We start from the raw sequence: 22165 nt of genomic DNA, 5'->3' as shown, positions 1-22165 counted from the left end.
AGAAGAGCTTGGAAAACCGCTCCGGCTCGTCATTCCTGCGTAGGCAGGAATTCAGCATCCAGTGATCACGAAGAGCTCGAAGTCGCTGGGTGCCTGCCTTCGCGGGGATGACGAACAGGTCGCTCTCTAGCTCGTCATTCCGGCGAAAGCCGGAACCCAGTGCCCTTGATCTTCAGAAGCTTGAGAGCGCTGGGCGCCTGCCGCAGGGGGACGAGCGTGTTGCAGGTTATTCGAAGCGGCCCAAAGCACGACTTCAGCGCGCCACTTCCCAATGCGGACGGGCTCCGGTCGTCTGGAAAATCGCCTCGCCGCGAGCGCTGATCCAGCGATCGGCAACGGCGACCAACTCATCGCCGGCGTAGAGCAACGGACAGACGTTGCGCTGCCAGGGTGGAACCCGCTGCTTCTGGAACAAGTCGCGCAATTCGCGGGTGTGGGCGTCGCCCGCCGGCTTGATGTGCTCGCCACCGCGACGCAGGCGCACAAGGAGCGGTTCGGGCAGGCGTTTGTCGGTGTTGGTCAGTGCCAGCACGCCGCCATCAGGCAAGGTCAGCGGTTCTCCGCGCCAGTGCGCCTCCCAGTCAGCAGCGATCTCAAGGCGGGGCGACAACGCCCATAGCCGCCCGTTCCAGATGTACAGCTCCACGCCGGGCCAGCGGATGCACGGTAGCTGGCCGGCCCGTGAACCGCACTGGCGTTCGATCTGCTGGCGTTGCGCCGTGGTGGGCGCAGACAGGCCCAGCGCATGCAGCCAGTGATCCAGCAAGGGCTCACGCAGGGCAGGATCGAGCGCCCGCCAACCGGCGGCATCCAGGCTGTCCGTGGCGCGGTCATGCAGGGCCTCGAATTCAGCCAGCCACTGTGTCTGCAACGTATCGGCCGCGGCGCGGCTGAGCGCGGCGCTGTGCAGGATCGAATCGACGGCGTGCGGCCAATGCTGCATAAGCCGCGGCAGGATCTCGTGGCGCAGGTGGTTGCGCGCCAGTTTCGTGTCGGCGTTGGATGGGTCGTCGATGCAGTCCAGTTGGTGGGTCTTGAGGTAATCACGCAATTGCGCCCGCGACAGCGTCAGCAGCGGGCGCCACAACTGGCCATGCCCTAGCGGCCGCAACGCCCGCATGCCGCCTAGGCCCTCCGGACCGGCTCCGCGCAGCAGTTTCAGCAATACAGTCTCGGCCTGATCGTCGCGGTGATGGCCGAGTAGAAGGTACTCACCTTCACGCAGTTCGCTGGCGAAAGCAGCGTAGCGCGCGTGGCGCGCGGCGGCTTCCAGCCCGTTGCCCTTGCCGGTTTCGACTTGCACGCGCCGTACATCGCATGGCAGGTCAAGCGCGGCGCAGAAGTTCCGGCAGTGATCGGCCCACAGCGTGCTGTCCGGGTGCAGGCCGTGATCGATATGCAGCGCGCGCAGACCGCGTGCGCGCGCCGTGGGCAGTCGTGCCAGCGCATGCAATAGCGCGCTCGAATCCGGGCCGCCGCTGAACGCGACGCACAGCGGTGCGGCTGGCGTCGTCGCCAAGGCGGCAAGCAGGTGCTGGGACAGCGGGTCGCTCACTTCTTGCTGGCGCGGGGCCGCACGTAGATGTGCTTGCCATTGCCGATGTGCCGTTCTTCCGTCTCGAACAGGCCGATGCCATTGACCAGCCCGCTGAGCTTGGCGTAACCGTAGTTGCGCGAGTCGAAGTCGGGAGATTGCTTATTGATGATGCTGCCGATCGCGCCGAGCCCCGCCCAGCCGGTGTCGTCGGAGGCGGCCTCGATCGCGTTGCGCAGCAGGCTGAGCAAGTGCGTGTCGCCGCGCAGCTCCTTTGCCGAGCGCTGTTTCGGTGCGGCCTCGGCCTCGGTGGAGGCCGAGCCGAGGAGTACTTCGGTGTAGATGAATTTGTCGCATGCGGTACGGAATGGCTCAGGCGTCTTGCGCTCGCCGAAGCCGTACACGATGCGCCCGGACTCCCGCACGCGCGAGGCCAGTCGGGTGAAATCGCTGTCGCTGGAAACGATGCAGAAGCCGTCGAAACGCTCGGCGTAAAGCAGATCCATGGCGTCGATGATCATCGCCGAGTCGGTGGCGTTTTTGCCCACCGTGTAACGGAATTGCTGGATCGGCTGGATCGAGTGACGCAGCAGCACTTCCTTCCAGCCGTTGAGGTCGGGCTTGGTCCAGTCGCCGTAAATCCGCTTCACGTGCGCCGTGCCGTACTTGGCGATCTCCGCGAGCAGACCCTCGACGATGGCCGGGCGCGCATTGTCGGCGTCGATCAGTACGGCGAGTTTGTGCGTGGTGACGTTGGCCATGACGGATCCCGGCAGCAGGAAGGCAAAGCCGATGGTAACGCCCTAGAGACGCGGGTTGGATTATCGCCGGCAAACCAGCCATCTTGTGGGAGCGACTTCAGTCGCGATGCTCTTGATGCCAATGAAGGAAGCAAGAGCATCGCGACTGAAGTCGCTCCCACAGGCTGCCACCCGACCGTTGCTTATTCCTGATACGCGCCGTAGCTGCGCAGGCGCTTGTAGCGCCGTTCGAGCAGGTCACCGATCGGCATCGCTTCGAGTTCGTCGAGCTGGTTCAGCAGCACGGCTTTCAGGCGCACTGCCATCGACTGCGGATTGCGATGGGCGCCGCCCAGCGGCTCGCGGACCACCTTGTCGATCAGGCCGAGCTCCAGCAGGCGCGGTGCGGTCAGGCCGAGCGCTTCGGCGGCGTCCTTGGCTTTGTCGGCGCTCTTCCACAGGATCGAGGCGCAGCCTTCCGGCGAGATCACCGAATAGGTCGAGTACTGCAGCATCACCGTGCGGTCGCCCACGCCGATGGCCAGCGCACCACCGGAGCCGCCCTCACCGATCACGGTGCAGATGATCGGCACCTTCAGTTCGGCCATTTCCATCAGATTGCGTGCGATCGCCTCGCTCTGGCCGCGCTCCTCGGCGCCGACACCGGGGTAGGCTCCCGGGGTGTCGATCAGGGTCAGCAGCGGCAGCTTGAAGCGCTCGGCCATCTTCATCAGGCGCAGCGCCTTGCGATAACCCTCGGGGCGCGGCATGCCGAAGTTGCGGCGCACCTTGGTCTTGGTATCACGACCTTTCTGGTGGCCGATGATCACTACCGGCCGGCCGTTGATGCGGCCGAGGCCACCGACGATGGCAGCATCGTCGGCATAGGCGCGATCGCCAGCCAGTTCGTGGAATTCTTCGCAGATCACGCCAATGTAGTCGAGCGTATACGGCCGGCCCGGATGGCGCGACAGCTGGGTCATCTGCCATGAATTGAGGTTGCGGAAGATCTCGGCGGTCTTGATCTTCAGCTTCTCGCGCAGGCGCCCGACTTCGTCATCGATATTGAATGCCTGGCCATGGCTGGCATGGCGAAGCTCTTCGATCTTCGCGTCCAGTTCGGCAATGGGTTGTTCAAAATCGAGGAAGTTAGGGTTCATTCGCAACATTTCATGGCACAGAAGCGGCTCAGTATACCGTTACCCGGGAAAAGACGAGAACGGCGCCGTATGGGCGATGGGTGCCGCCGGACCTGTTGGCGGACCCGCCCGGGACCCTGCGAATGGCGGCCGATTGCGCTATCGTCCGCGCCAACGAATGTCTTACCGCTGGACCCGACCATGCCGACCAAACCACCCATCGACAACAACAAGCTCGACCGCATCGTGGCCGAGGCGCGGCGCAACGCCGAGCAGCGCGAACTGGGCTATCGCGAGCGCGCGCTGAAGATGTATCCGTGGATCTGCGGTCGCTGCGCGCGCGAGTTCACTCGCGAAAACTTGCAGGAGCTGACCGTGCATCACCGCAACCACGATCACGACTTCAACCCGCCCGACGGCAGCAACTGGGAGTTGCTGTGCGTGTACTGCCACGACAACGAACACTCGCGGCACATCGACCATGTGCGCGGCGGGGTCATGGAAGTGCAGGATGCGCCGGCGGCTACCGGCAATCCGTTCGCTGATCTGAAGGCGTTGATGGATCGGGGCGGCAAGAAGTAGAGCTCAGCCTTGCCCTGCCCCCTGCTTGCACGGGGAAGTTGCGAGGGGGTGCTTTTGATCCTCGGGCAAAAGAGCGACCCCACCCCAGCCCTCCCCTGCAAGCAGGGGAGGGAGTACATCAAGAGTCCTGCTGCTTGACGATGCGCAGGCGCGCGGCCTGCACGCCGGGCATGGCGCGCACGGCACGCAGCAAGGCGGGGATGGCGTCCACGCGCCACTCTTCGCCAAGCTCGAGGTCGGCCTGCGCATTGCGGTTGTGATAGCCGTGCAGCATCACGGTGGCGCGGCCACCGCGATAGCCGGTCAACGCATGCTGCAGTTGTTCGACGAAGCCGGGCCCGACGCCATTCAATTTCAGCTGTAGCAGTCGGGCGTGTTTACGGCAGGCGTCGGCCAGCGTGGTGGCGCTGCGGGCTCGCAACTGGAAGCCACCACCGGAGAAATCGTCAATGCGCAGACCACCGTCGACGATCAGCATCTCATCGCGGGTGAGCAGTGGCGCCACCTGCTGGTAAAGCTCACCGAAGAAGCTCACCTCGATGCTGCCGGTGCCATCCTCGATGCGTACGAACGCATCGCTGTCACCGCGCTTGCGCACGGCGGTGACCATGCCGGCGATCGTCCACGGCGTATCCGGGCCACGGCGGAAGCGGTTGCCGTCGTCGTTGTCGTTCTTGCGTGGTTTCGGCGGCTGGTAGCGATCGCCAATCTCGCCCAGCGGGCAGGTCGAGAGCTGGGCTAGTTCATCCTTCCATGGATCGGTGGGATGGCCGGACAGGTAATGTCCGAGCGTGTCGCGCTCGCCCTGCAGCTTCTGCTCCAGTGGCCACTCTGGCGCGGTCGGCAGGTCGATGTGCACCACCGGCGTCGTCGCGCCCATCGCCATCGCGGCGCCGAACATGTCGTTCTGGCCTGATTGCTTGTCGCGCAGATGCTGGTCGGCGGCCTTGATCGCATCGGGTAGCTGCAACATCAGGCTGGCGCGAGTCGGCGCCAGCGCATCGAGCGCACCGGACAGGATCAGCGCTTCCAGCACACGGCGGTTGAGCTTGGTCGGATCGACGCGCCGGCAGAAGTCCGCCAGGTTGGTGTACGGGCCGTGGCTGCGTTCGGCGACGATCGCCTCGCATGCACCCTGACCGACGCCCTTGATGGCGCCGAGGCCGTATTGGATCTTTTTTGGCTCGATCGCGACGAACATGTAGTCCGACGCGTTGACGTCCGGCGGCTGCACTGTGATGCCGATCGCACGCGATTCGTCGAGGAACGTTACCGCCTTGTCGGTGTTGTCCATGTCCGCGGAAATCGTCGCGGACATGAACTCGGCAGGGTAGTGCGCCTTCAACCACGCTGTCTGATAGCTGACCAGCGCATAGGCGGCCGCGTGCGACTTGTTAAAGCCGTAACCGGCGAACTTTTCCATCAAGTCGAAGATGGTGTCGGCCTTGTCGCCAGGCAGGCCATCTTTCGCGGCGCCCTCACGGAACTTGGCGCGCTCCTCGGCCATCTTCTTGACGTCTTTCTTGCCCATCGCGCGGCGTAGCAGGTCGGCGCCGCCGAGCGAGTAACCGCCGACGATCTGGGCCATCTGCATGACCTGTTCCTGATAGACCATGATGCCGTAGGTCTCTTGCAGGATCGGCTGGACGCGCGGATCGGGATACTCCACTTCCTCGCGGCCGTGCTTGCGCGCGATGAAGCTGGGAATCAGGTCCATCGGGCCGGGACGGTATAGCGCGACCAGCGCGATGATGTCCTCGAAGCGGTCGGGTTTGGCGTCTTTCAGCATGCGCTGCATGCCGGAGGATTCCAGCTGGAAGACCGCGACTGTCTGCGCCTTCTTCAGCAGCTGATACGGTTTGGGATCGTCCAGCGGCAGCTGCGAAATATCCAGCGGCGCTTCGCCGGCTTTCGCGCGCCGAACGTTGATCGCCTTCACTGCCCAGTCGATGATCGTCAGCGTGCGCAGGCCGAGGAAGTCGAACTTCACCAGGCCGACGGCTTCGACGTCGTCCTTGTCGTACTGGGTCACTACGCCGCCGCCACCCGCTTCGCAGTACAGCGGCGCGAAGTCGGTGAGTGCGGTCGGTGCGATCACCACGCCACCGGCGTGCTTGCCGGCGTTGCGGGTGAGGTTTTCGAGTTTCAGCGCCAGATCGATCAGCGCGCGGGCGTCCTCATCGTGCTCGTAAGCCTCGCAGAATTCCTTGACGACGCGATCGGTTTCTTTCTTCGATTTTTCGGACCGGCCGAGCGCATCGGACAGCGTGAGATCGAGCGGCCGTGGCGGAATCAGCTTGGCCAGCTTGTCGACCTGGCCGTAACCCATGCTGAGCACGCGGCCGGAGTCGCGCAGCACGGCCTTCGCCGCCATCGAGCCGTAGGTGATGATCTGACTCACCCGTTCGCGACCGTATTTCCGCGATACGTAGTCGATCACCTCGTCTCGGCGATCCATGCAGAAGTCGATGTCGAAGTCGGGCATCGACACGCGTTCGGGATTGAGGAATCGCTCGAACAGCAGGTTGAACTGCAGTGGATCCAGGTCGGTGATCTTCAGCCCCCACGCGACCAGCGAACCGGCGCCGGAACCGCGGCCTGGGCCGACCGGGATACCGTTTTGCTTGCCCCAGTTGATGAAGTCCGCAACGATCAGGAAGTAGCCGGGGAAGCCCATCTCGATGATGACGTCCAGCTCGCGTTCCAGTCGCGCTTCGTAGTCCTCCTGCGTACGGTCGGCCGCGAGCGGCGCGGCGGCGAGACGCTCTTTGAGGCCTTCACGCGACAGCTCACGGATATAGCTGGCGAGGTCGTGCCCTTCGGGGACCGGAAAGTCGGGTAGATAGTACTTGCCGAATTCCAGTTCCAGACTGCAGCGCCTGGCGAGCTCGACGGTGTTTTCCAGCGCCTCGGGCAGATCAGCGAACAGCGTCGCCATCTCCTCGGGTGATTTCAGGTATTGCTGATTGCTGTAGTCGCGTGGGCGCTTGAGATCAGCCAGCACGCGGCCCTGATTGATGCACACGCGTGCCTCATGCGCCTCGAAGTCGTCCTGCCGGAGAAATCGCACGTCATTGCTGGCCAGTACGGGCAGCGCGAGTTCGGTGCCCAGCGCAAGGGCGGCGGCGTTCCAGTTTTCCTCGCCCTCACGACCGCAACGGGTCAGCTCCAGATAAAGCCGATCCGGAAACAGTCGGGTGAGCGGCTGCAGCTTCGTCAGCGCTGTGTCGATGCCCTGATGCAGGGCGATGCGGCCGACTTCGCTGTCGCGTCCGAGCAGGGCGATCAGTCCGTGGGTGGCTTCGGCATGTAGCCAGCCAGCCTCGACCAGTGCACGGCCCCCATGCTGACCCTCACGCCAGGCGCGCGAGACCAGCCGTGACAGGTTGAGGTAACCCTCGCGGTTCTGACACAGCAGGGTCAACCGCCATGGTCGCGGATCATCCGGCGCCGAGATCCACAGGTCGCAGCCGCCGATCGGCTTGATGCCCGCCGCGCTGCAGGCCTTGTAGAACTTCACCAGCGCGAACATGTTGCATTCGTCGGTCAGCGCCACGGCGGGCATTCCGGCGCGCACGCAAGCTTCGACCAGCGCCTTGATGCGGATAGTCGAATCGACCAGCGAATATTCGCTGTGCAGGTGCAGATGGGTGTAGCGGACGGTCATGCTGGCTTGTGCAGTGAGTCCGTGCAGGCTACCCGGCACTTCGTCCAGCGGCAAGATTGACATCCGCCGTGGTTAGGCGAAACGTTGTGCACACTCCTGTGCCGGGTTCACTCGGATGCTGCGGTTGCAGGCCGCCGAGTAGAAAACGCCAGGTTAGCCCCGGAAAGCTGCCCGTCGTTGTCCCACACCCATCAAATACGATCAGCGAACATGGAAGCGTTCGTCGGCGAGATCATGCTCAATGTAGTGGTCGAGATGGCGTACCGTCAGCGGGTGCAGGTCGTAGTCGGTGTGCGAAGGGCATGGGTCGACTGTAGCGGGCGCTGCAGCGGCGACCGATGACGGCTTGGAGACAGTTGGCGACGGCGCCTGTTCGGTGACGAATGCGCGGTTGGTCGGAAATAACATGTACGACTCCTGCGGTTCTGATGGATGCGCAGATGACGGCTGGCAGGCGAATGCTTGCGCGGACAGCCGGTAAGACCGATGCGTCCATGCTGACTTTTGAGTCCTGTCAGCTATGGATGCATAGACGGCTGAAAAAGTTGCAGTGACTAATGGGCTATGCGCTGTTCAATCTGGCCCGATGCGCGATCGCAGGCAGCTGCATACGCTCGAATTTCCGGCGCGATGACAGCGTATGGTTGCCCATGACCAATGGGCTATGTGCTGTCTGTTCGCTCACAGGATCAGCATGCTTTCGGACGCCGGCTGCGTTGCCTGTGTGGCAGTGGCACTTCGCCAACTCAACAGGACGCCTTAAAATAGCGTGCCCTGATCAAGCAGCAACCTTACCGGCGCAAAACTGCGGCGGTGCTGTGCACAGGGGCCGAGTTGCTGGAGTGAGGCTAGATGCGCTGGCGTTGGGTAGCCCTTGTGCACAGCGAAGCCGTAGCCGGGGTAAACCTCGTGCATCGCCACCATCAAGCGGTCACGACTGACCTTGGCGAGGATCGAGGCGGCGCTGATCGCCGGCTCCAGCGCGTCGCCACCGACGATCGCGCGACCGGGGCAGGGCAGATCCCGCGGCAGCTTGTTGCCATCGATCAGCGCTTCATGGGCGGCCAGTGAGAGGCCGGCCACGGCGCGGCTCATGCCGGTCATGGTGGCCTGGAAAATGTTCAGGCGGTCGATCTCATCGGGCTCGATCAACACCACGCAGTAGGCCAGCGCGTATTCGATGATTTGCGGGTAAAGCGCTTCGCGTTTTGCTTCGCTGAGTTTTTTGGAATCGTCCAGGCCGGCGATCGGTCGGGTCGGATCGAGAATCACGGCGGCCACCGCCAAGGGACCGGCCAAGGGACCGCGACCAGCCTCGTCAACCCCCGCTACAAGAAAGCTCTTCGCATTCGCCTGCTCTCCCCTGTGGGGAGTGGATTGAGATGAGGAGCGGGTACTCGCCTTGAGCTCATCGACCAACATGCTTTTCTTCCATCAACTCGGCAATCGCCTCAGCCGCGCGATCCCCTGCGTGACCTTGCAGCCCACCGCGCAACGCCTGATGCAGTTGCTCGAATGCCGCGACGATACGGCCCCGGCGTTCGCTGTCGCGAAACAGCGCCAGCGTAGCGGAAGCAAGCTTCTCCGCCGTGCAATTGTCTTGCATCAGCTCAGGTACCAGCAACTCGTCACCGAGACCGCTGGCGCGCGCCAGGATGTTTGGCAACGCATACACGTCGGTTTTCAGCATTTTCATCGCGCGTGCGATGCGATAACTCAGCGGTGCGACGCGATAGCCGACCACCATCGGCCGCTTGGCCAGCATTGCCTCCAGCGTGGCGGTGCCGGAAGCCAGCAGCACCACGTCGGCGGCCAGCATCGCTTCGTGCGCGTTGCCTTCCAGCAGCAGTGGCACGGCTTCGTCGCGCGGACCCTTGGCGAGGATCGCCTTGAGCCTGGCATGTACCTGCGGATTCGCTGCCGGGATCACGATGCGCAGACCGGGCAGCGCAGCAGCGACCTGTGTCGCGGCGGCGATGAAAGTCTCGCCCATCCGGGCAAGCTCCGACAGTCGGCTGCCGGGCAGCACCGCCAGGATCGGAGCCTGCTGGGGCAGCTGCAGAAAATCACGCGCACCGACCCGATCGGAGACCAGCGCGAAACGGTCTGCCAGTGGGTGGCCGACGAAGCGCGCGTCGATGCCGTGCTTTGCGTAAATCGGCGGTTCCATCGGAAACAGGCACAGCACACGGCTGGCACTGCGGCCTATTTTTTCCGCACGTTTTTCGCGCCACGCCCAAACCGACGGGCTGACGTAATGCACCGTGAGCAAGCCGGCTTGTTTCAGGCGTTGCTCCACGCCGAGATTGAAATCCGGCGCATCAATGCCGATCACTACCGCGGGACGCGCCTTCAGAAGCCGGGCCACCAGGGCCTTGCGCAACTTCAGCAACCGCGGCAGATGCCTGATCACTTCGCTGAAACCGAACAGCGAGAGCTCATGAATGTCGTACCAGGATTCGAAGCCCTGAGCCTGCATGCGGGCGCCACCGATGCCGACGAACCGCGCCTGCGGGTAACGCTCGCGCAGCGCGACGATCAGGTCGGCGCCGAGCTGGTCGCCGGAATCTTCGCCGGAGAGGATGGCGATGAGTGGGGTTTGCGAACCGGGTTCAGCCATCTGCATGTCTTGTAACTCCCGCAGAGCGAAGCCAGGTGTTTGATTTGCTGATATGGGCTACGCCCATATCAGCGCACATATCAACGGGCGAGTGTTCGCTCGCTGCTTTCGAGAAACTCGATCATCGCGCGCACGTCGTCGCTAGCCTGCGCTTGTGTAATCAGTTGTTCGCGTGCTTCAGGTAGCGACAGGCCAGCCATGTACAAGGTCCGATAGGCTCGCTTGATCGCAGAGATGCGCGTTGCATCGAAACCGCGGCGCTTGAGCCCCTCGCTGTTGATCCCGCGTGGACGACCGTGCTGTTCGTTCGCCATCATCACGAATGGCGGAACATCCGACCCCACCAGGCATCCCATGCCGATGAAGGCGTGCGCGCCGACTTTGCAGAACTGGTGCACACCGGAATAGCCCGACAGAATGGTCCAGTCGCCAACCTCCACATGGCCGGCCAGTGCGGCATAGTTGGAGAACACCACGTGATTGCCGATTTTGCAGTCATGCGCGACATGCACGTAGGCGAGCAGCCAGTTGTCGTTACCGATCCGGGTGATGCCGCCGCCGTCGCCGGTGCCACGATTGATGGTGGCGAATTCGCGAATCAGATTGCGATCGCCGATCACCAGTTCGGTGTGCTCGCCCGCAAATTTCTTGTCCTGCGGTGTACCGCCGAGCGAGGCGAACTGGGTGATGCGGTTGTCGCGCCCAATCTTTGTCGGCCCTTCGATCACCACATGAGGGCCGATCTGCGTACCGTCGCCGATTTCCACCTCGGCGCCGATCACGCTGTAGGCACCGATGCTGACATTCGCACCGATGACGGCAGAGGGATCGATCAGCGCGGTGGGGTGAATCATTTCTCGGACCTCGCGGCGCACATCAGTTCGCAGCTGGCCACTTCCTTGCCCTCGACCAGGGTGCGCGCCACGAACAGGCCCATGCCACGCATCAGGCGCTTCTGGCTTACTTCCAGGCGCAACTGATCACCCGGAACGACCGGTGCGTTGAAGCGTGCGTTGTCGATCTTGACCAGATAGAACAGCGGGCTGCCGGTGTTGCCCTTCATGCGGCTGCTGATCTGGGTCAGCAGGCCGGCGGTCTGCGCCATCGCCTCGATGATCAGCACGCCGGGCATGACCGGATGGCCGGGGAAGTGACCCTGAAAGAATGGCTCGTTGATGGTCACGTTTTTCAACGCGACCACGCTGACGTCGGGCACGATTTCGATCACGCGATCCACCAGCAGGAAGGGGTAGCGATGCGGCAGCAATTGCTGGATCTGCTCCACGTTTGCCGGCAGAGTTATTCCCGTGGTTTTGTCATTCATGGGTCTTGTCCTTTTCCAGCGCCGACAGTCGGCGCGCGTACTCGTCCAGATGTTTGAAGCGGGCCGCGTTTTTCCGCCACTGGCGGTTGTCCTGCAGCGGCACGCCTGATGAGTATTCGCCCGGCTCGCGTATCGAATGCGTAACCAGGCTCTTGGCCGTAATGGTAACCCGGTCGGCCAGTTCAAGATGCCCCAACACGCCGGCATTGCCGCCGATCATGCAGTAACGGCCGATCCTGGCGCTACCGGCTACGGCCGCGCAACCGGCCATCGCGGTGTGTGCGCCGACGTAAACGTTGTGGGCGATCTGGATCTGGTTGTCCAGTCGCACGTCTTCTTCCAGTACGGTGTCGTCCAGTGCGCCGCGGTCGATCGTGGTGTTGGCGCCGATTTCGCAGTCGTCGCCGATGCGCACGCCGCCGAGCTGCGGCAGCTTGATCCAGCCGCCGTGGTCGAATGCGCTGGGATCGAACGCAAGGCCGAAGCCGTCCGAGCCGATCACCGCGCCGGGATGTACCAGCACCCGTTTACCCAGCGTGACCCGGGTCACCAGTGTGACCCGCGCAACCAGTCGCGATTGCGCACCGACCGTGCAATCTGTGCCAATGACGCAATGCGGACCCAGCACGGCGCCGTCCTCGATGACGGCACCATCCTCGATGACGCAACAGGGGCCGATGCTGGCGCTGGAACTGATGCGTGCACCAGGGGCGATCACGGCGCTGGGGTGGATGCCAGGCGGCGCGGCCGGCAACCGTTCAAACAGCGTGGCGATCCTGGCGTAGGCGATGTAGGGATCTTTGGCGATCAGCGCAGCGGTCGGGCAGTCGGCGAGGTTCTCTTCGCGCAACAGTACGACGCCAGCGCGGGTGGCTGTCAGTTGGCCGGTGTATTTGCTATTGGAGAGAAAACTCAGCTGGCTGGGGGCAGCCCCCGCCAGCGTGCCGACGCCATCGATCAGGCGCGCGCCGTCGCCATGTAGCGACAGTTGAAAGCGTTCGGCCAGTTCGCTCAGAGAATAAGAGCCGTTCACGCCCACGTGCTTTCTCCAGGACACTCAGGTGATTCCAAGACGCTATGTCCGTGCAGGCACGGACATACCAAAAGGCAGCGCGGCTGGCCGCGCTCCCATCACATTTTGCGTCGATTTAGAACGTGCTGCCAAACGTGAACTGGATGCGCTCCTCATAGAAGCCGTCATCGGGCTGGGTGCGGAACGGCAACGCGAAGCTGATGATCAGCGGGCCGATCGGCGCCTGCCAGTGCAACGACAGACCTGTCGAGGCACGCAGGGTGCTTGCATTGAAGCTCTGGATGTTCTGGTAAGCGTTGCCGGTATCGACGAACCAGGACACTCGCGCTGTATTGACGTCCTTCAGGAACGGCAGCGGCAGATACAGTTCCGCCTTGCCGAGCACCTTGAACGCGCCGCCGATCGGTTCGGCATGACTGCCGTCCGGGCAGAGGCCGCCTGTCGTCGGCTGGGCGTTGGCGGCGATACATATACGTGGTCCCAGCGTGTTGTCCTGGAAGCCGCGCACGTCCTGCACACCACCAGAGAAGAAGTTCTGGAAGAACGGGAACTGCTCGCGCATATCCACGAGGGTGTGGTCGGTGACTTGACTTTCCAGCGCCTTGTAAGACGCATCGTCGATGCCGTTCTTGCCGTACGTCTGACCATCGCCGACCTGGCCATCCAGGAACAGCACAAATCCCTTGCCGATCGGCCAGTAGTGATTCGCTTCCGCTGTCACTTTCCAGTACTGCACGGTGGAGCCGGGCAGCGCAACATCCGCTGACACGGAGAGCTTGCCACCTCGTGTCGGCGCCCAGTAACCGTTACGGGTATCGTGGGTCCAGCCAAAGGTGCCGGTCCACGTATGGACAGTGTCGTGGCCAATTTCATTTTGATAGTCGATCAGCACCTGCGGGGTGAAACCCGGAATCGTATTGACCTTGTTGCTGCTCAGGCCCAAGCCCAGGCGCAGACCATCGGTCTCGGTGATGGGTATGCCCAGGTAACTGGAGAAACTCTTGGCACTGGTGGAGTAATCGGCGAACTCGCTGATGTCGCCGTAGTTCGTCTTCGACAAACTGGCGTTGTAGCCAATGCCGATACCGCTGTCGGTCAGATACGGGTTGTAGTAGTTGACGCTGTATAGCGTGCTGTACGTGCTGCGTTGGCCGCTGAGGGACACGCTGTCGCCGCTGCCGAACAGGTTGTTCTGCGTCACCGAGGCGGACAGGATCAGGCCGGAGTACTGCGAATAGCCGATACCGAACTGCAGGCTGCCGGCGGATTGCTCCTCGACCTTGACCGAGACGTCGACTTGATCCTGCGTGCCAGGCACCAGCTTCTTGTCGATATCGATTTTCTTGAAGTAACCCAGCCGCTGCAAACGGATCTTGGAGCGGTCGATCGCGGCCTGCGAGTAGAAGGAACCTTCAAGCTGACGCATCTCGCGCCGCAACACATTGTCTTCGGTACGCGTATTACCCGAGAAAACGACCCTGCGCACATACACGCGCTGACCCGGTTCAATGTAGAGGGTCAGGTCGACCGTGTGCTTTTCCTTGTCCAGCTTGGGGATCGGAGTGACGTTGGCGAACGCATAACCGATATTGGCCAGCACCGCTTTGATACCCTTGGAGCTGGCCTCGATCGCGGCGCGATTGAACATGTCGCCCTGCTTGATGAACACCCAGCGGCGCAAGTTGGACTCCGGCAGAATCAGTGTGCCGAGTAGCTTGACGTCGGACACCGTATAGACGTCGCCTTCCTTCACACTGGTGTCGATATACATCGAGCGACGGTCCGGCGCGATTGACACCTGGGTGGAATCGATACCGAAGTCGGCGTAGCCGCGGTTCATGTAATAGGCCTGAACCTTGTCCAGGTCACCGGAGAGCTTCTCGCGCGAGTACTGGTCATCTTTCGAATACCAGGACATCAGATTGGGAGTGTTCGACTCGAAACCCGTGCGGATATCCTTGTCGGCGAATGCATGATTGCCGAGGATGTTGATTTCCTTGATCGTTGCAGCCTTGCCTTCGCGCACCTCGATGTCGATGGCAACGCGATTGCGTTCCAGCTCGGTCACGTGCGGGATGATCGACACGTTGTACTTGCCGCGGTTGTGATACTGCCGGATCAGTTCCTGCTGCACGTTGTCCAGTGCCAGGCGATCGAAGGTCTCGCCTTCGGCAAGGCCGATCTGCTTCAGGCCTTTCTTCAGGTCATCGGTCTTGATGTCCTTGTTGCCGCGCAGGGTCAGCTTGGCGACCGACGGGCGCTCGACCACCTTGATCACCAGGATGCTGCCGTCGCGATCGAATTCCACATCGCTGAAGAACTTGGTCTGGTACAACGCGCGAATGGCCCGCTGGGCCTCGTCGTTGGTCAGCCGGTCGCCTTTGTTCACCGGCAGGTAGTTGTATACCGTGCCAGCGGAAATGCGGCTGAGTCCGTCGATGCGAATGTCGGACACCACGAACGGGTCGAACGCAAACGCATTGGCGGAGAGGGAGGCAAGCAGGATCAGCGCGGCGATACGCTTCATCGTCGGTTCCGTTGGGTTATTTCGATGGGACGGCCAGCGCGGCCGCCCCGATCAACGCATGAAACAGGGACTGGCCCTGTCTCGAAAGAGAGTCCGCACTCCGCAGGAGTGCATCATGTAAAACGCCACCGCGTTGTACAGCGGAAGGCGCAAGCAAGTGGGTCGCCGATAGGCCGCGATCGCTGGTCATGGACATCACGACAGCAACATGCGGTGGATATCGTTGTAGAACGCCAGCCCCATCAGGGTGAACAGCAACGCCAGCCCGATGTACTGGCCGACGACCATTGCCTGTTCGCTGACCGGGCTGCCTTTGATCAACTCCACAAGATAATACAGTAGGTGCCCGCCATCCAGGACAGGAATCGGCAGCAGGTTGAGGATGGCCAGGCTCAGCGAGACGAGCGCCAGAAACTGCAGGAACCAGGCCGGGCCCATGCTGGCCGATGCATTGGCGACCTGAGCGATGCCGATGACTCCGGACAGGTTCCGGGTCGACGCTTGGCCGCTCAGCATATTGCCGAGCATGCTGAAGGTCTGTGCGGCGTTGTGCCAGGTGGTTTGCAGCGATGCGCCGAGTGCCTTGATCGGGCCGTAGTGGACGGTGACCTGTTCGGCCATCGGCGGGCCGACGCCGATCACCCATTTCAGCGGCTGACCTTCCAGCGACGCCCATCTGGCGATGACGTTCAGCGTGAGTGGTCGGCCGGCGCGTTCGACGGCGATCACCAGCTTGGGCGATTTTGTCGCCTGGGCCTGTACCAGATCACCGAACGCCAAGAAGTCACTTACCGGCTGCCCGTTGACACTGATCAGGCGATCACCGCCCTGCATGCCGGCCAGTGCGGCGGGCTGGTCTGCCATGACGGTGGCGGCCAGCGCGAGCGGCGGCATCGATTGCAGGCCCAGCTGATCCAGGTATTGGTCAACCGCCTGTCCGGGTGGCAGCTGGTTCAATGGCACTACAAGCTGGCGCGAGCGGCCATCGCTGCCACGCACGGTAAGCGGCATCGGCTTGCGCCCGAGCAGTGCATTCGCGATGGCGTCCATCGAGTCGCTCCAGGTCGCCACCGCCTGACCATCGACGCTCAGGATGCGATCGCCCGGCTGGATACCCGCTTCGGCGGCGATGCTATGCGGTTTGGCGGTCACCAGCGGTGCGACGTCCGGACGACCCAGCATGAACATCAGCCAGAACGCGGCCAGCGTAAAGATCAGGTTGAAGCCCGGGCCGGCGGCCACGATGGCGATCCGCTTCCACACCGACTTTCCGGTGAACTCCTGGTCGCGCAGGGCAGGGTCGACCTCGCCCTCGCGCGCGTCGAGCATCTTTACATAGCCACCCAGCGGGATCGCGGCAATCTGGTATTCAGTGCCGTCGCGGCCCACACGCTTCCAGATCGCATTGCCGAAACCGACGGAGAAGCGCAACACCTTGACGCCACAGCGGCGCGCGACCCAGTAATGGCCAAATTCATGAAAGGTCACCAGCACGCCAAGCGTGACCAGCAACCAGAATACCGAGCCGAAAAAGGAAGTCATCAAGTGCCGTTGAGGGGAGTCATCAGTGCAAGAATATCAGCAAGCATTGCGCAGAACGCGACGGGCCGCCTCTCGGGCAACCCGGTCGCGTTCACAAAGCGTCGGGATATCGACCACGGCTTGCGCCGGCAGTTCCGCAAGTACCGCCTCCACGACATCCGCGATGGACAGGAACGGCAGTGCGCCAGCCAGGAAAGCTTCCACCGCGATCTCGTTGGCGGCATTCAGCACGGCCGGGGCATCGCCGCCGGCGCGCAGTGCCTGAAACGCCAGCGCCAGGCAGCGGAAGGTCACCAGATCCGGCGCTTCGAACGCCAACGGCGCGCAAGCGGCCAGGTTCAAGGGGGCTACACCGGTCTCGACCCGCTCCGGCCACGCCAGGGCATGGCCAATCGCCGTGCGCATGTCCGGATTGCCCAGTTGGGCCAGCACTGAGCCGTCCACGTATTCGACTAGCGAATGCACCAGGCTTTGCGGATGCACCACGACCTCGATCGCGTCGGCTGGCGCCGCGAACAGATGATGCGCCTCGATCACTTCGAGGCCCTTGTTCATAAGAGTGGCCGAATCGACCGAGATTTTGCGCCCCATCACCCAGTTCGGGTGCTTGCAGGCCTGATCCGGCGTGATGTTGGCCAGTTGCGCCCGCGTGTGGCCGCGGAATGGGCCGCCAGACGCGGTGAGGATCAGCCGCCGGACGCCGCCCGCCCGTAAATCCGGTTGTCCCGGCAGGCACTGGGCCGGCAGGCATTGAAATAGTGCGTTGTGTTCGGAATCGACCGGAATCAAAGCGCCACCACCGGCGGCTACTGCTTCAAGCAGCAGCGGCCCGGCCATCACGATGGCTTCTTTGTTGGCCAGCAGCAGGCGCTTGCCGGCTCGCGCGGCAGCCAGTGTGGAGTCCAGCCCGGCGGCGCCCACGATGGCTGCTACCACCGTATCGCACAGTTCACTGGCCGCGGCGGCGGCAAGCGCGGCCTGGCCGCTGGCTACTTCACAGCGTACGCCGGCGGCGGCGAGTCGACGCGACAGTTCCGCTTCCAGCGCCGGATCCGCGATGACGGCCAGGTCTGGCCGGTGCCGCACGCACAATTCGGCCAGTGCCTCCACCTGGCGGTGAGCGGTCAGCACGGTTGCGCGAAAACGTTCCGGGTGACGTGCGATGACGTCCAGCGTGTTGCCGCCAATGGAACCCGTCGCGCCAAGAACGGCTACTTTTTTCATCGTCACAGACCCAGCAGCAACAAGCCGGCGGCGAACACCGGCAGTGCGGCAAACACGCTGTCCATGCGATCCATCAAGCCGCCGTGGCCGGGAAAGAGGGTGCCCGAATCCTTCACTTGGGCGTGCCGCTTCATCAGGCTTTCGATCAAGTCGCCGACGATCGAAATACTGACCGTGACCACGGCCAGCAGAGCCAGACCCAGCAACTGGGCGCCGCGGACATCAAGCAGCCAGCCGCCGATCGTGGTGACCAGCACGCCAGCCACCATCGCGCCATAGGCGCCGGCCCAGGTCTTGCCGGGGCTGATCTGCGGCGCCAGCTTGCGCTTGCCAAACGCGCGCCCGCTGAAATAGGCACCGATGTCGGCCGCCCAGACAATCAGCAGGGCGAACAGAGTCCAGCCGTGGCCGTGGGGTACGCGTTCGTGAATGCTCACGATCGCCACCCATGCCGGAAAAATCACGAATACGCCGGCCACCAATTTCAGCGCGAGGTTTTCGCGCGTCGGCGCGGCGCCGAACGCGAAGTTGCGCAGCCACAGGCAGGCCAGCAGCCACCAGGCCACGCCCGCCGCCAGCATCAAAGGTGTCAATGCGGTGGTGCGAGCGCACCAGAGCAAGGCGAATACGATCGCGCCCACGACCAGGCTCGTGATGCGCCACGAAGCACTCTTCAGGCCGCTCAGTTGAGTCCATTCCCACCAGGCGGCCAGAAACGCCACGGCGGCGACGGTCGCAAAGACGCCTGCCGGTGCAAACAGGATGATCAGGATCACCAGTGGCGCGAGCAGCAGGGCGGTGAGGGTGCGCTGGAGCAGCATCGGAATCCTTAGGAAGAAGTGGCGGCGACCTGCTCGCCGGTGCGGCCGTAACGGCGCTCGCGGCGGGCAAAGTCTTCGATGGCCCGACGCAGGCAGGCCTGGTCGAAATCGGGCCACAAGGTATCGGTAAAATATAGTTCGGCGTACGCGACCTGCCATAGCAGGAAGTTGCTGATGCGACATTCGCCGCCGGTGCGGATGAACAGATCCAGCGGCGGCAGTTCGGCCAGGCTCGTCCACTGATTCAACCGGGCCTCGTCGATTTCGTCAGCGCGCAGCTCACCGCGCGCGACCGCTTCGGCAGCCTGCCGGCTAGCCTGCACGATATCCCAGCGGCCACCGTAGTTCACCGCAATGTTGACGTGCAGCTTGTCGTTGCCGGCAGTGCGCACCATTGCCGCCTTCATGCGCTCGCGCAGCGGCTCGTCAAATGCGCTCAAGTCACCGATGAAACGCAGGCGCACGCCATAGCCGTGCAGTTCGTCCACTTCCTTGTCGAGTGCGCGCAGGAACAAACCCATCAAAGCGCCGACCTCATCCTCCGGGCGCTTCCAGTTCTCACTGGAGAATGCGAACAGGGTCAATGCCTGCACGCCCTCGCGCAGGCACGATTCCACCACTTCGCGCACGGCCTTGCGGCCGGCGTTGTGGCCGAAACTGCGTGGGCGATGACGCGCCTTCGCCCAGCGGCCGTTGCCATCCATGACGATGGCGATATGGCGCGGAACCTTGTCGGCCTCGGTCTTGATGGTCATGCCGTTTGGTCACTGATGGTGCACGGCAAGCGGGTCCCCTCACTCCAACTCTCTCCCCGCAGGGGAGGGAGGGTAAGCGTGCCGTGCGGGTTCGCCACGATGAGCGGCGCGGAACGGTGCGCGGCGGTGGCTCCCGACGTCGTCATCAAAGGGCCATCAGCTCCTCTTCCTTCGCTTTCACCACCGCGTCGACATCCTTGACCGCACGATCGGTGAGCTTCTGGATCTCGTCGTCGACGCGGCGTTCTTCGTCTTCGGTGATCAGCTTTTCCTTGAGTAGATCCTTGACCTGCCCCAACACATCGCGGCGCACGTTGCGGATCGCGATCTTCGCGTTCTCGCCTTCATGACCAACGTGCTTGGCCAGTTCCCGGCGACGCTCTTCGGTGAGCGGCGGCATGTTCAGGCGGATCACGGTGCCGGCGGTGGTCGGCGTAATGCCGAGATCGGAGGCCATCAAGGCCTTCTCGATCGGCGCCACCATGTTCTTTTCCCACGGTGTGACGATGATCGTGCGCGAGTCGGCCAGCGATACCGAGGCGACCTGCGTCAGCGGCATGTCCGCGCCGTAGTAGGGCACCTTGATGTTGTCCACCAGCGAGGTGCTGGCGCGGCCGGTACGGATCCGCGTCAGGTCGTGCTTGAGTGAGTCGATGCTCTTGCCCATGCGGGTCTGGGCATCGTTCTTGATGTCGTTGAGCATGTGGAGTTTCCCGGTGAATCTGGCAAGACAAAGAATTATATAGCAGTGAGACTGCGCTTCAGTCAGCGCAGACCAGCGTACCGATCGGCTCGCCGTGCATGATCCGCATCAGATTGCCAGGTACAGTCATGTCGTAGATGCGCATCGGCATACGGTCGTCGCGGCACAAGGCGATCGCGGCGGTGTCCATCACCGCCAGCTTGCGCTCGATCACTTCGTCGTAGGTCAGTCGGTCGTAGCGTACTGCGTCGCTGTGCTTGGTCGGGTCAGCGGTGTAGATGCCATCGACCTTGGTCGCCTTCAGCAGCAGATCCGCACCTACTTCGACCGCGCGCAGGGCTGCGGCGGAATCCGTGGTGAAGAACGGGTTGCCGATGCCGGCGGCAAACAGCACGATGCGACCTTTTTCGATATGACGGATCGCGCGACGGCGGATGAAATCCTCGGCCACGTCGTGGATCTGAATGGCGCTCATCACGCGGGCGAAGCCGCCGCGTTTCTCGATCGCATCCTGCATCGCCAAGGCGTTCATCACCGTGGCCAGCATGCCCATGTGGTCGCCGGTGACCCGATCCATCCCTGCAGCGGCAAGCCCGGCGCCGCGGAAGATATTGCCACCGCCGATCACCACGCCGATCTGGATGCCGGCTCGCTGCACCTCGATGATCTCGTCGGCGAGCCGACCGATCACCTTCGGGTCGATGCCATAGTCGGCCTCACCCATCAATGCCTCGCCGGAGAGTTTGAGCATGATGCGGTGGAACTTAGGCTGGTCGCTCATGGAATCTCCGGATTGTGTGTGGCAAAACAGATGCATTGTAGCGGAGAGCGGGGGCGGGGGACGAGAGGCGAGTAGCGAGGGCGACATGTCATACCCCAAGTCGGCTTGTAAGCCCACGATTGCAACACCATCCGGTTTTCGCGCCCTCGCTACTCGTCCCTCGCCCCTGGCTACTCGTCCTTCGCGCTACAGCCCCAACGAAAAAGGCCACGGTTTCCCGTGGCCTTCCGGAACAAGCGGAACGAGGCGTTTTACGCCAGACCAGCCTGCTTCATCACTTCGGCGTGGAAATCCTCTTCCACTTTCTCGATGCCTTCGCCGACGGCCAGACGGGCCACCGAGATGACGTCGGCGCCTTCCTTCTTCAGTGCATCGGCCACCGTGACATTGGTGTCGAGCACGTAGGGCTGACCGAGCAGGGTGACTTCGGACACGATCTTGTGGACCTTGCCGGAGATGATCTTCTCGAGGATTTCGGCCGGCTTGGCCTTTTCCTTGTCGGACATCTGGCTCAGCGCGATTTCTTTTTCCTTGGCCAGGAATTCGGCGGGGACGTCCTCGGCGCGGATATGCGCCGGGTTCATCGCTGCCACGTGCATCGCGATGCCCTTGGCCAGCTCCTCGGAACCACCCTTGAGCGCCACCAGCACGCCGATGCGGCCGCCATGGATATAGCTGCCGATGGTGCCGGCATTTTCCACGCGGGCCATGCGGCGCACGTCGATCTTCTCGCCGATCGTGGCGATCAGCGTCTTGGCGGCTTCTTCGACATTGCTGTGGCCCGGGTAGGCGGCGGCCTTCAGTGCGGCCACGTCGGTGACGCCGGAGTTCAGGGCGATATCGGCGACGGCGTCGCTGAACTTCAGGAAGCTGGCGTCCTTGGCGACGAAGTCGGTCTCGCAGTTGATCTCGACCAGCACGGCCTTGCCGGTGGTCTGGGCAGCAACGATGCGGCCTTCGGCGGCAACGCGGCTGGCCTTCTTGTCAGCCTTGGCCAGGCCGGACTTGCGCAGCCATTCCATCGCGATTTCGATGTCGGCGTTGTTCTCGACCAGGGCCTTCTTGCATTCCATCATGCCGGCGCCGGACCGCTCGCGCAGTTCCTTGACCAGTTGGGCGGAAATATTGCTCATGGTAAACCTCTGAATGCTTTGGATACGCCGTGGCGGCTCA

The 22165-nt window shown here is 63.0% G+C and carries 19 protein-coding genes; 1 reads left to right on the top strand and 18 read right to left on the bottom strand.

Translation table 11 applies throughout. The features are described from left to right. Positions 1–253 precede the first annotated feature (253 nt). The 3 genes from tilS to HDE77_RS17320 all read right to left on the bottom strand — a co-directional run bounded on the left by tilS (position 254) and on the right by HDE77_RS17320 (position 3434). Positions 254–1555 (bottom strand): tRNA lysidine(34) synthetase TilS, encoded by a 1302-nt coding sequence (gene tilS, locus HDE77_RS17330; protein ID WP_184419174.1) that lies wholly within the window; start codon positions 1553–1555, stop codon positions 254–256. After that, positions 1552–2295, bottom strand: a complete 744-nt coding sequence (locus tag HDE77_RS17325; RefSeq protein ID WP_184419173.1) for an NYN domain-containing protein — start codon at positions 2293–2295, stop codon at positions 1552–1554. The genes tilS and HDE77_RS17325 overlap by 4 nt, the downstream gene beginning before the upstream one ends. Positions 2296–2477: 182 nt before the next feature. After that, the gene (locus tag HDE77_RS17320; RefSeq protein ID WP_184419172.1) at positions 2478–3434 is read right to left on the bottom strand and encodes an acetyl-CoA carboxylase carboxyltransferase subunit alpha; all 957 of its coding nucleotides are present in this window, start codon (positions 3432–3434) and stop codon (positions 2478–2480) included. A gap of 180 nt (positions 3435–3614) precedes the next feature. Here HDE77_RS17320 and HDE77_RS17315 point away from each other — a divergent pair, with 180 nt between their 5' ends. Further along, a complete protein-coding gene (locus HDE77_RS17315; protein ID WP_184419171.1) occupies positions 3615–3995 on the top strand; it encodes a YajD family HNH nuclease in 381 nt (126 codons plus the stop codon). 118 nt (positions 3996–4113) lie between these two features. Here HDE77_RS17315 and dnaE read toward each other — a convergent pair whose 3' ends face one another. The 15 genes from dnaE to tsf all read right to left on the bottom strand — a co-directional run bounded on the left by dnaE (position 4114) and on the right by tsf (position 22125). After that, positions 4114–7662, bottom strand: coding sequence for a DNA polymerase III subunit alpha (dnaE, locus tag HDE77_RS17310; RefSeq protein ID WP_184419226.1), 3549 nt, complete (start codon positions 7660–7662; stop codon positions 4114–4116). A gap of 201 nt (positions 7663–7863) precedes the next feature. Then, the gene (locus tag HDE77_RS17305) at positions 7864–8070 is read right to left on the bottom strand and encodes a hypothetical protein (protein WP_184419170.1); all 207 of its coding nucleotides are present in this window, start codon (positions 8068–8070) and stop codon (positions 7864–7866) included. A gap of 351 nt (positions 8071–8421) precedes the next feature. After that, on the bottom strand, positions 8422–9084 hold the full coding sequence (rnhB, locus tag HDE77_RS17300; RefSeq protein WP_184419169.1) for a ribonuclease HII: 663 nt from the start codon (positions 9082–9084) through the stop codon (positions 8422–8424). Next, positions 9071–10288, bottom strand: a complete 1218-nt coding sequence (gene lpxB / locus HDE77_RS17295; protein ID WP_255482788.1) for a lipid-A-disaccharide synthase — start codon at positions 10286–10288, stop codon at positions 9071–9073. Before lpxB ends, rnhB begins: the two co-directional genes overlap by 14 nt. 74 nt (positions 10289–10362) lie before the next feature. Beyond that, positions 10363–11136, bottom strand: coding sequence for an acyl-ACP--UDP-N-acetylglucosamine O-acyltransferase (gene lpxA / locus HDE77_RS17290; RefSeq protein WP_184419168.1), 774 nt, complete (start codon positions 11134–11136; stop codon positions 10363–10365). Further along, on the bottom strand, positions 11133–11606 hold the full coding sequence (gene fabZ, locus HDE77_RS17285; protein ID WP_184419167.1) for a 3-hydroxyacyl-ACP dehydratase FabZ: 474 nt from the start codon (positions 11604–11606) through the stop codon (positions 11133–11135). The genes lpxA and fabZ overlap by 4 nt, the downstream gene beginning before the upstream one ends. Continuing rightward, positions 11599–12645 (bottom strand): UDP-3-O-(3-hydroxymyristoyl)glucosamine N-acyltransferase, encoded by a 1047-nt coding sequence (gene lpxD / locus HDE77_RS17280; RefSeq protein ID WP_184419166.1) that lies wholly within the window; start codon positions 12643–12645, stop codon positions 11599–11601. The genes fabZ and lpxD overlap by 8 nt, the downstream gene beginning before the upstream one ends. 109 nt (positions 12646–12754) lie before the next feature. After that, complete coding sequence (gene bamA / locus HDE77_RS17275; RefSeq protein WP_184419165.1) at positions 12755–15166, bottom strand: outer membrane protein assembly factor BamA; 2412 nt, start codon at positions 15164–15166, stop codon at positions 12755–12757. Between the two features lie 195 nt (positions 15167–15361). Further along, positions 15362–16708 (bottom strand): RIP metalloprotease RseP, encoded by a 1347-nt coding sequence (rseP, locus tag HDE77_RS17270; RefSeq protein ID WP_184419164.1) that lies wholly within the window; start codon positions 16706–16708, stop codon positions 15362–15364. A gap of 36 nt (positions 16709–16744) precedes the next feature. Then, a complete protein-coding gene (locus tag HDE77_RS17265; protein WP_184419163.1) occupies positions 16745–17932 on the bottom strand; it encodes a 1-deoxy-D-xylulose-5-phosphate reductoisomerase in 1188 nt (395 codons plus the stop codon). A gap of 2 nt (positions 17933–17934) precedes the next feature. Then, entirely contained in the window at positions 17935–18753 is an 819-nt protein-coding gene (locus tag HDE77_RS17260; protein WP_184419162.1) for a phosphatidate cytidylyltransferase, read from the bottom strand. Between the two features lie 8 nt (positions 18754–18761). Beyond that, positions 18762–19508 (bottom strand): polyprenyl diphosphate synthase, encoded by a 747-nt coding sequence (gene uppS, locus HDE77_RS17255; RefSeq protein ID WP_184419161.1) that lies wholly within the window; start codon positions 19506–19508, stop codon positions 18762–18764. A gap of 145 nt (positions 19509–19653) precedes the next feature. Then, positions 19654–20211: a ribosome recycling factor gene (gene frr / locus HDE77_RS17250; RefSeq protein WP_184419160.1), complete on the bottom strand. Its 558-nt coding sequence runs from the start codon at positions 20209–20211 to the stop codon at positions 19654–19656. 58 nt (positions 20212–20269) lie between these two features. Next, on the bottom strand, positions 20270–20992 hold the full coding sequence (gene pyrH / locus HDE77_RS17245; RefSeq protein WP_184419159.1) for a UMP kinase: 723 nt from the start codon (positions 20990–20992) through the stop codon (positions 20270–20272). Positions 20993–21243: 251 nt separating this feature from the next. Beyond that, entirely contained in the window at positions 21244–22125 is an 882-nt protein-coding gene (gene tsf, locus HDE77_RS17240) for a translation elongation factor Ts (RefSeq protein ID WP_184419158.1), read from the bottom strand. Positions 22126–22165: the final 40 nt, after the last annotated feature.

This window comes from Rhodanobacter sp. MP7CTX1 (assembly GCF_014205795.1).
Classification (GTDB): Bacteria; Pseudomonadota; Gammaproteobacteria; order Xanthomonadales; family Rhodanobacteraceae; genus Rhodanobacter.
The sequence above is the reverse complement of the archived record's forward strand: the minus strand, read 5'-3'. Positions and strand labels throughout refer to the sequence as shown.

Excerpts from the sequence above, each read along its gene's own strand:
- dnaE (WP_184419226.1), bottom strand. The coding sequence starts at position 7,662 with ATGACCGTCCGCTACACCCATCTGCACCTGCACAGCGAATATTCGCTG.
- HDE77_RS17260 (WP_184419162.1), bottom strand. The coding sequence starts at position 18,753 with ATGCTGCTCCAGCGCACCCTCACCGCCCTGCTGCTCGCGCCACTGGTG.
- HDE77_RS17325 (WP_184419173.1), bottom strand. The coding sequence starts at position 2,295 with ATGGCCAACGTCACCACGCACAAACTCGCCGTACTGATCGACGCCGAC.
- rnhB (WP_184419169.1), bottom strand. The coding sequence starts at position 9,084 with ATGTTGGTCGATGAGCTCAAGGCGAGTACCCGCTCCTCATCTCAATCC.
- bamA (WP_184419165.1), bottom strand. The coding sequence starts at position 15,166 with ATGAAGCGTATCGCCGCGCTGATCCTGCTTGCCTCCCTCTCCGCCAAT.
- fabZ (WP_184419167.1), bottom strand. The coding sequence starts at position 11,606 with ATGAATGACAAAACCACGGGAATAACTCTGCCGGCAAACGTGGAGCAG.
- tsf (WP_184419158.1), bottom strand. The coding sequence starts at position 22,125 with ATGAGCAATATTTCCGCCCAACTGGTCAAGGAACTGCGCGAGCGGTCC.
- lpxB (WP_255482788.1), bottom strand. The coding sequence starts at position 10,288 with ATGCAGATGGCTGAACCCGGTTCGCAAACCCCACTCATCGCCATCCTC.
- uppS (WP_184419161.1), bottom strand. The coding sequence starts at position 19,508 with ATGACCATCAAGACCGAGGCCGACAAGGTTCCGCGCCATATCGCCATC.
- frr (WP_184419160.1), bottom strand. The coding sequence starts at position 20,211 with ATGCTCAACGACATCAAGAACGATGCCCAGACCCGCATGGGCAAGAGC.
- pyrH (WP_184419159.1), bottom strand. The coding sequence starts at position 20,992 with ATGAGCGACCAGCCTAAGTTCCACCGCATCATGCTCAAACTCTCCGGC.
- HDE77_RS17315 (WP_184419171.1), top strand. The coding sequence starts at position 3,615 with ATGCCGACCAAACCACCCATCGACAACAACAAGCTCGACCGCATCGTG.
- rseP (WP_184419164.1), bottom strand. The coding sequence starts at position 16,708 with ATGACTTCCTTTTTCGGCTCGGTATTCTGGTTGCTGGTCACGCTTGGC.
- lpxA (WP_184419168.1), bottom strand. The coding sequence starts at position 11,136 with ATGATTCACCCCACCGCGCTGATCGATCCCTCTGCCGTCATCGGTGCG.
- HDE77_RS17320 (WP_184419172.1), bottom strand. The coding sequence starts at position 3,434 with ATGAACCCTAACTTCCTCGATTTTGAACAACCCATTGCCGAACTGGAC.
- HDE77_RS17265 (WP_184419163.1), bottom strand. The coding sequence starts at position 17,932 with ATGAAAAAAGTAGCCGTTCTTGGCGCGACGGGTTCCATTGGCGGCAAC.
- HDE77_RS17305 (WP_184419170.1), bottom strand. The coding sequence starts at position 8,070 with ATGTTATTTCCGACCAACCGCGCATTCGTCACCGAACAGGCGCCGTCG.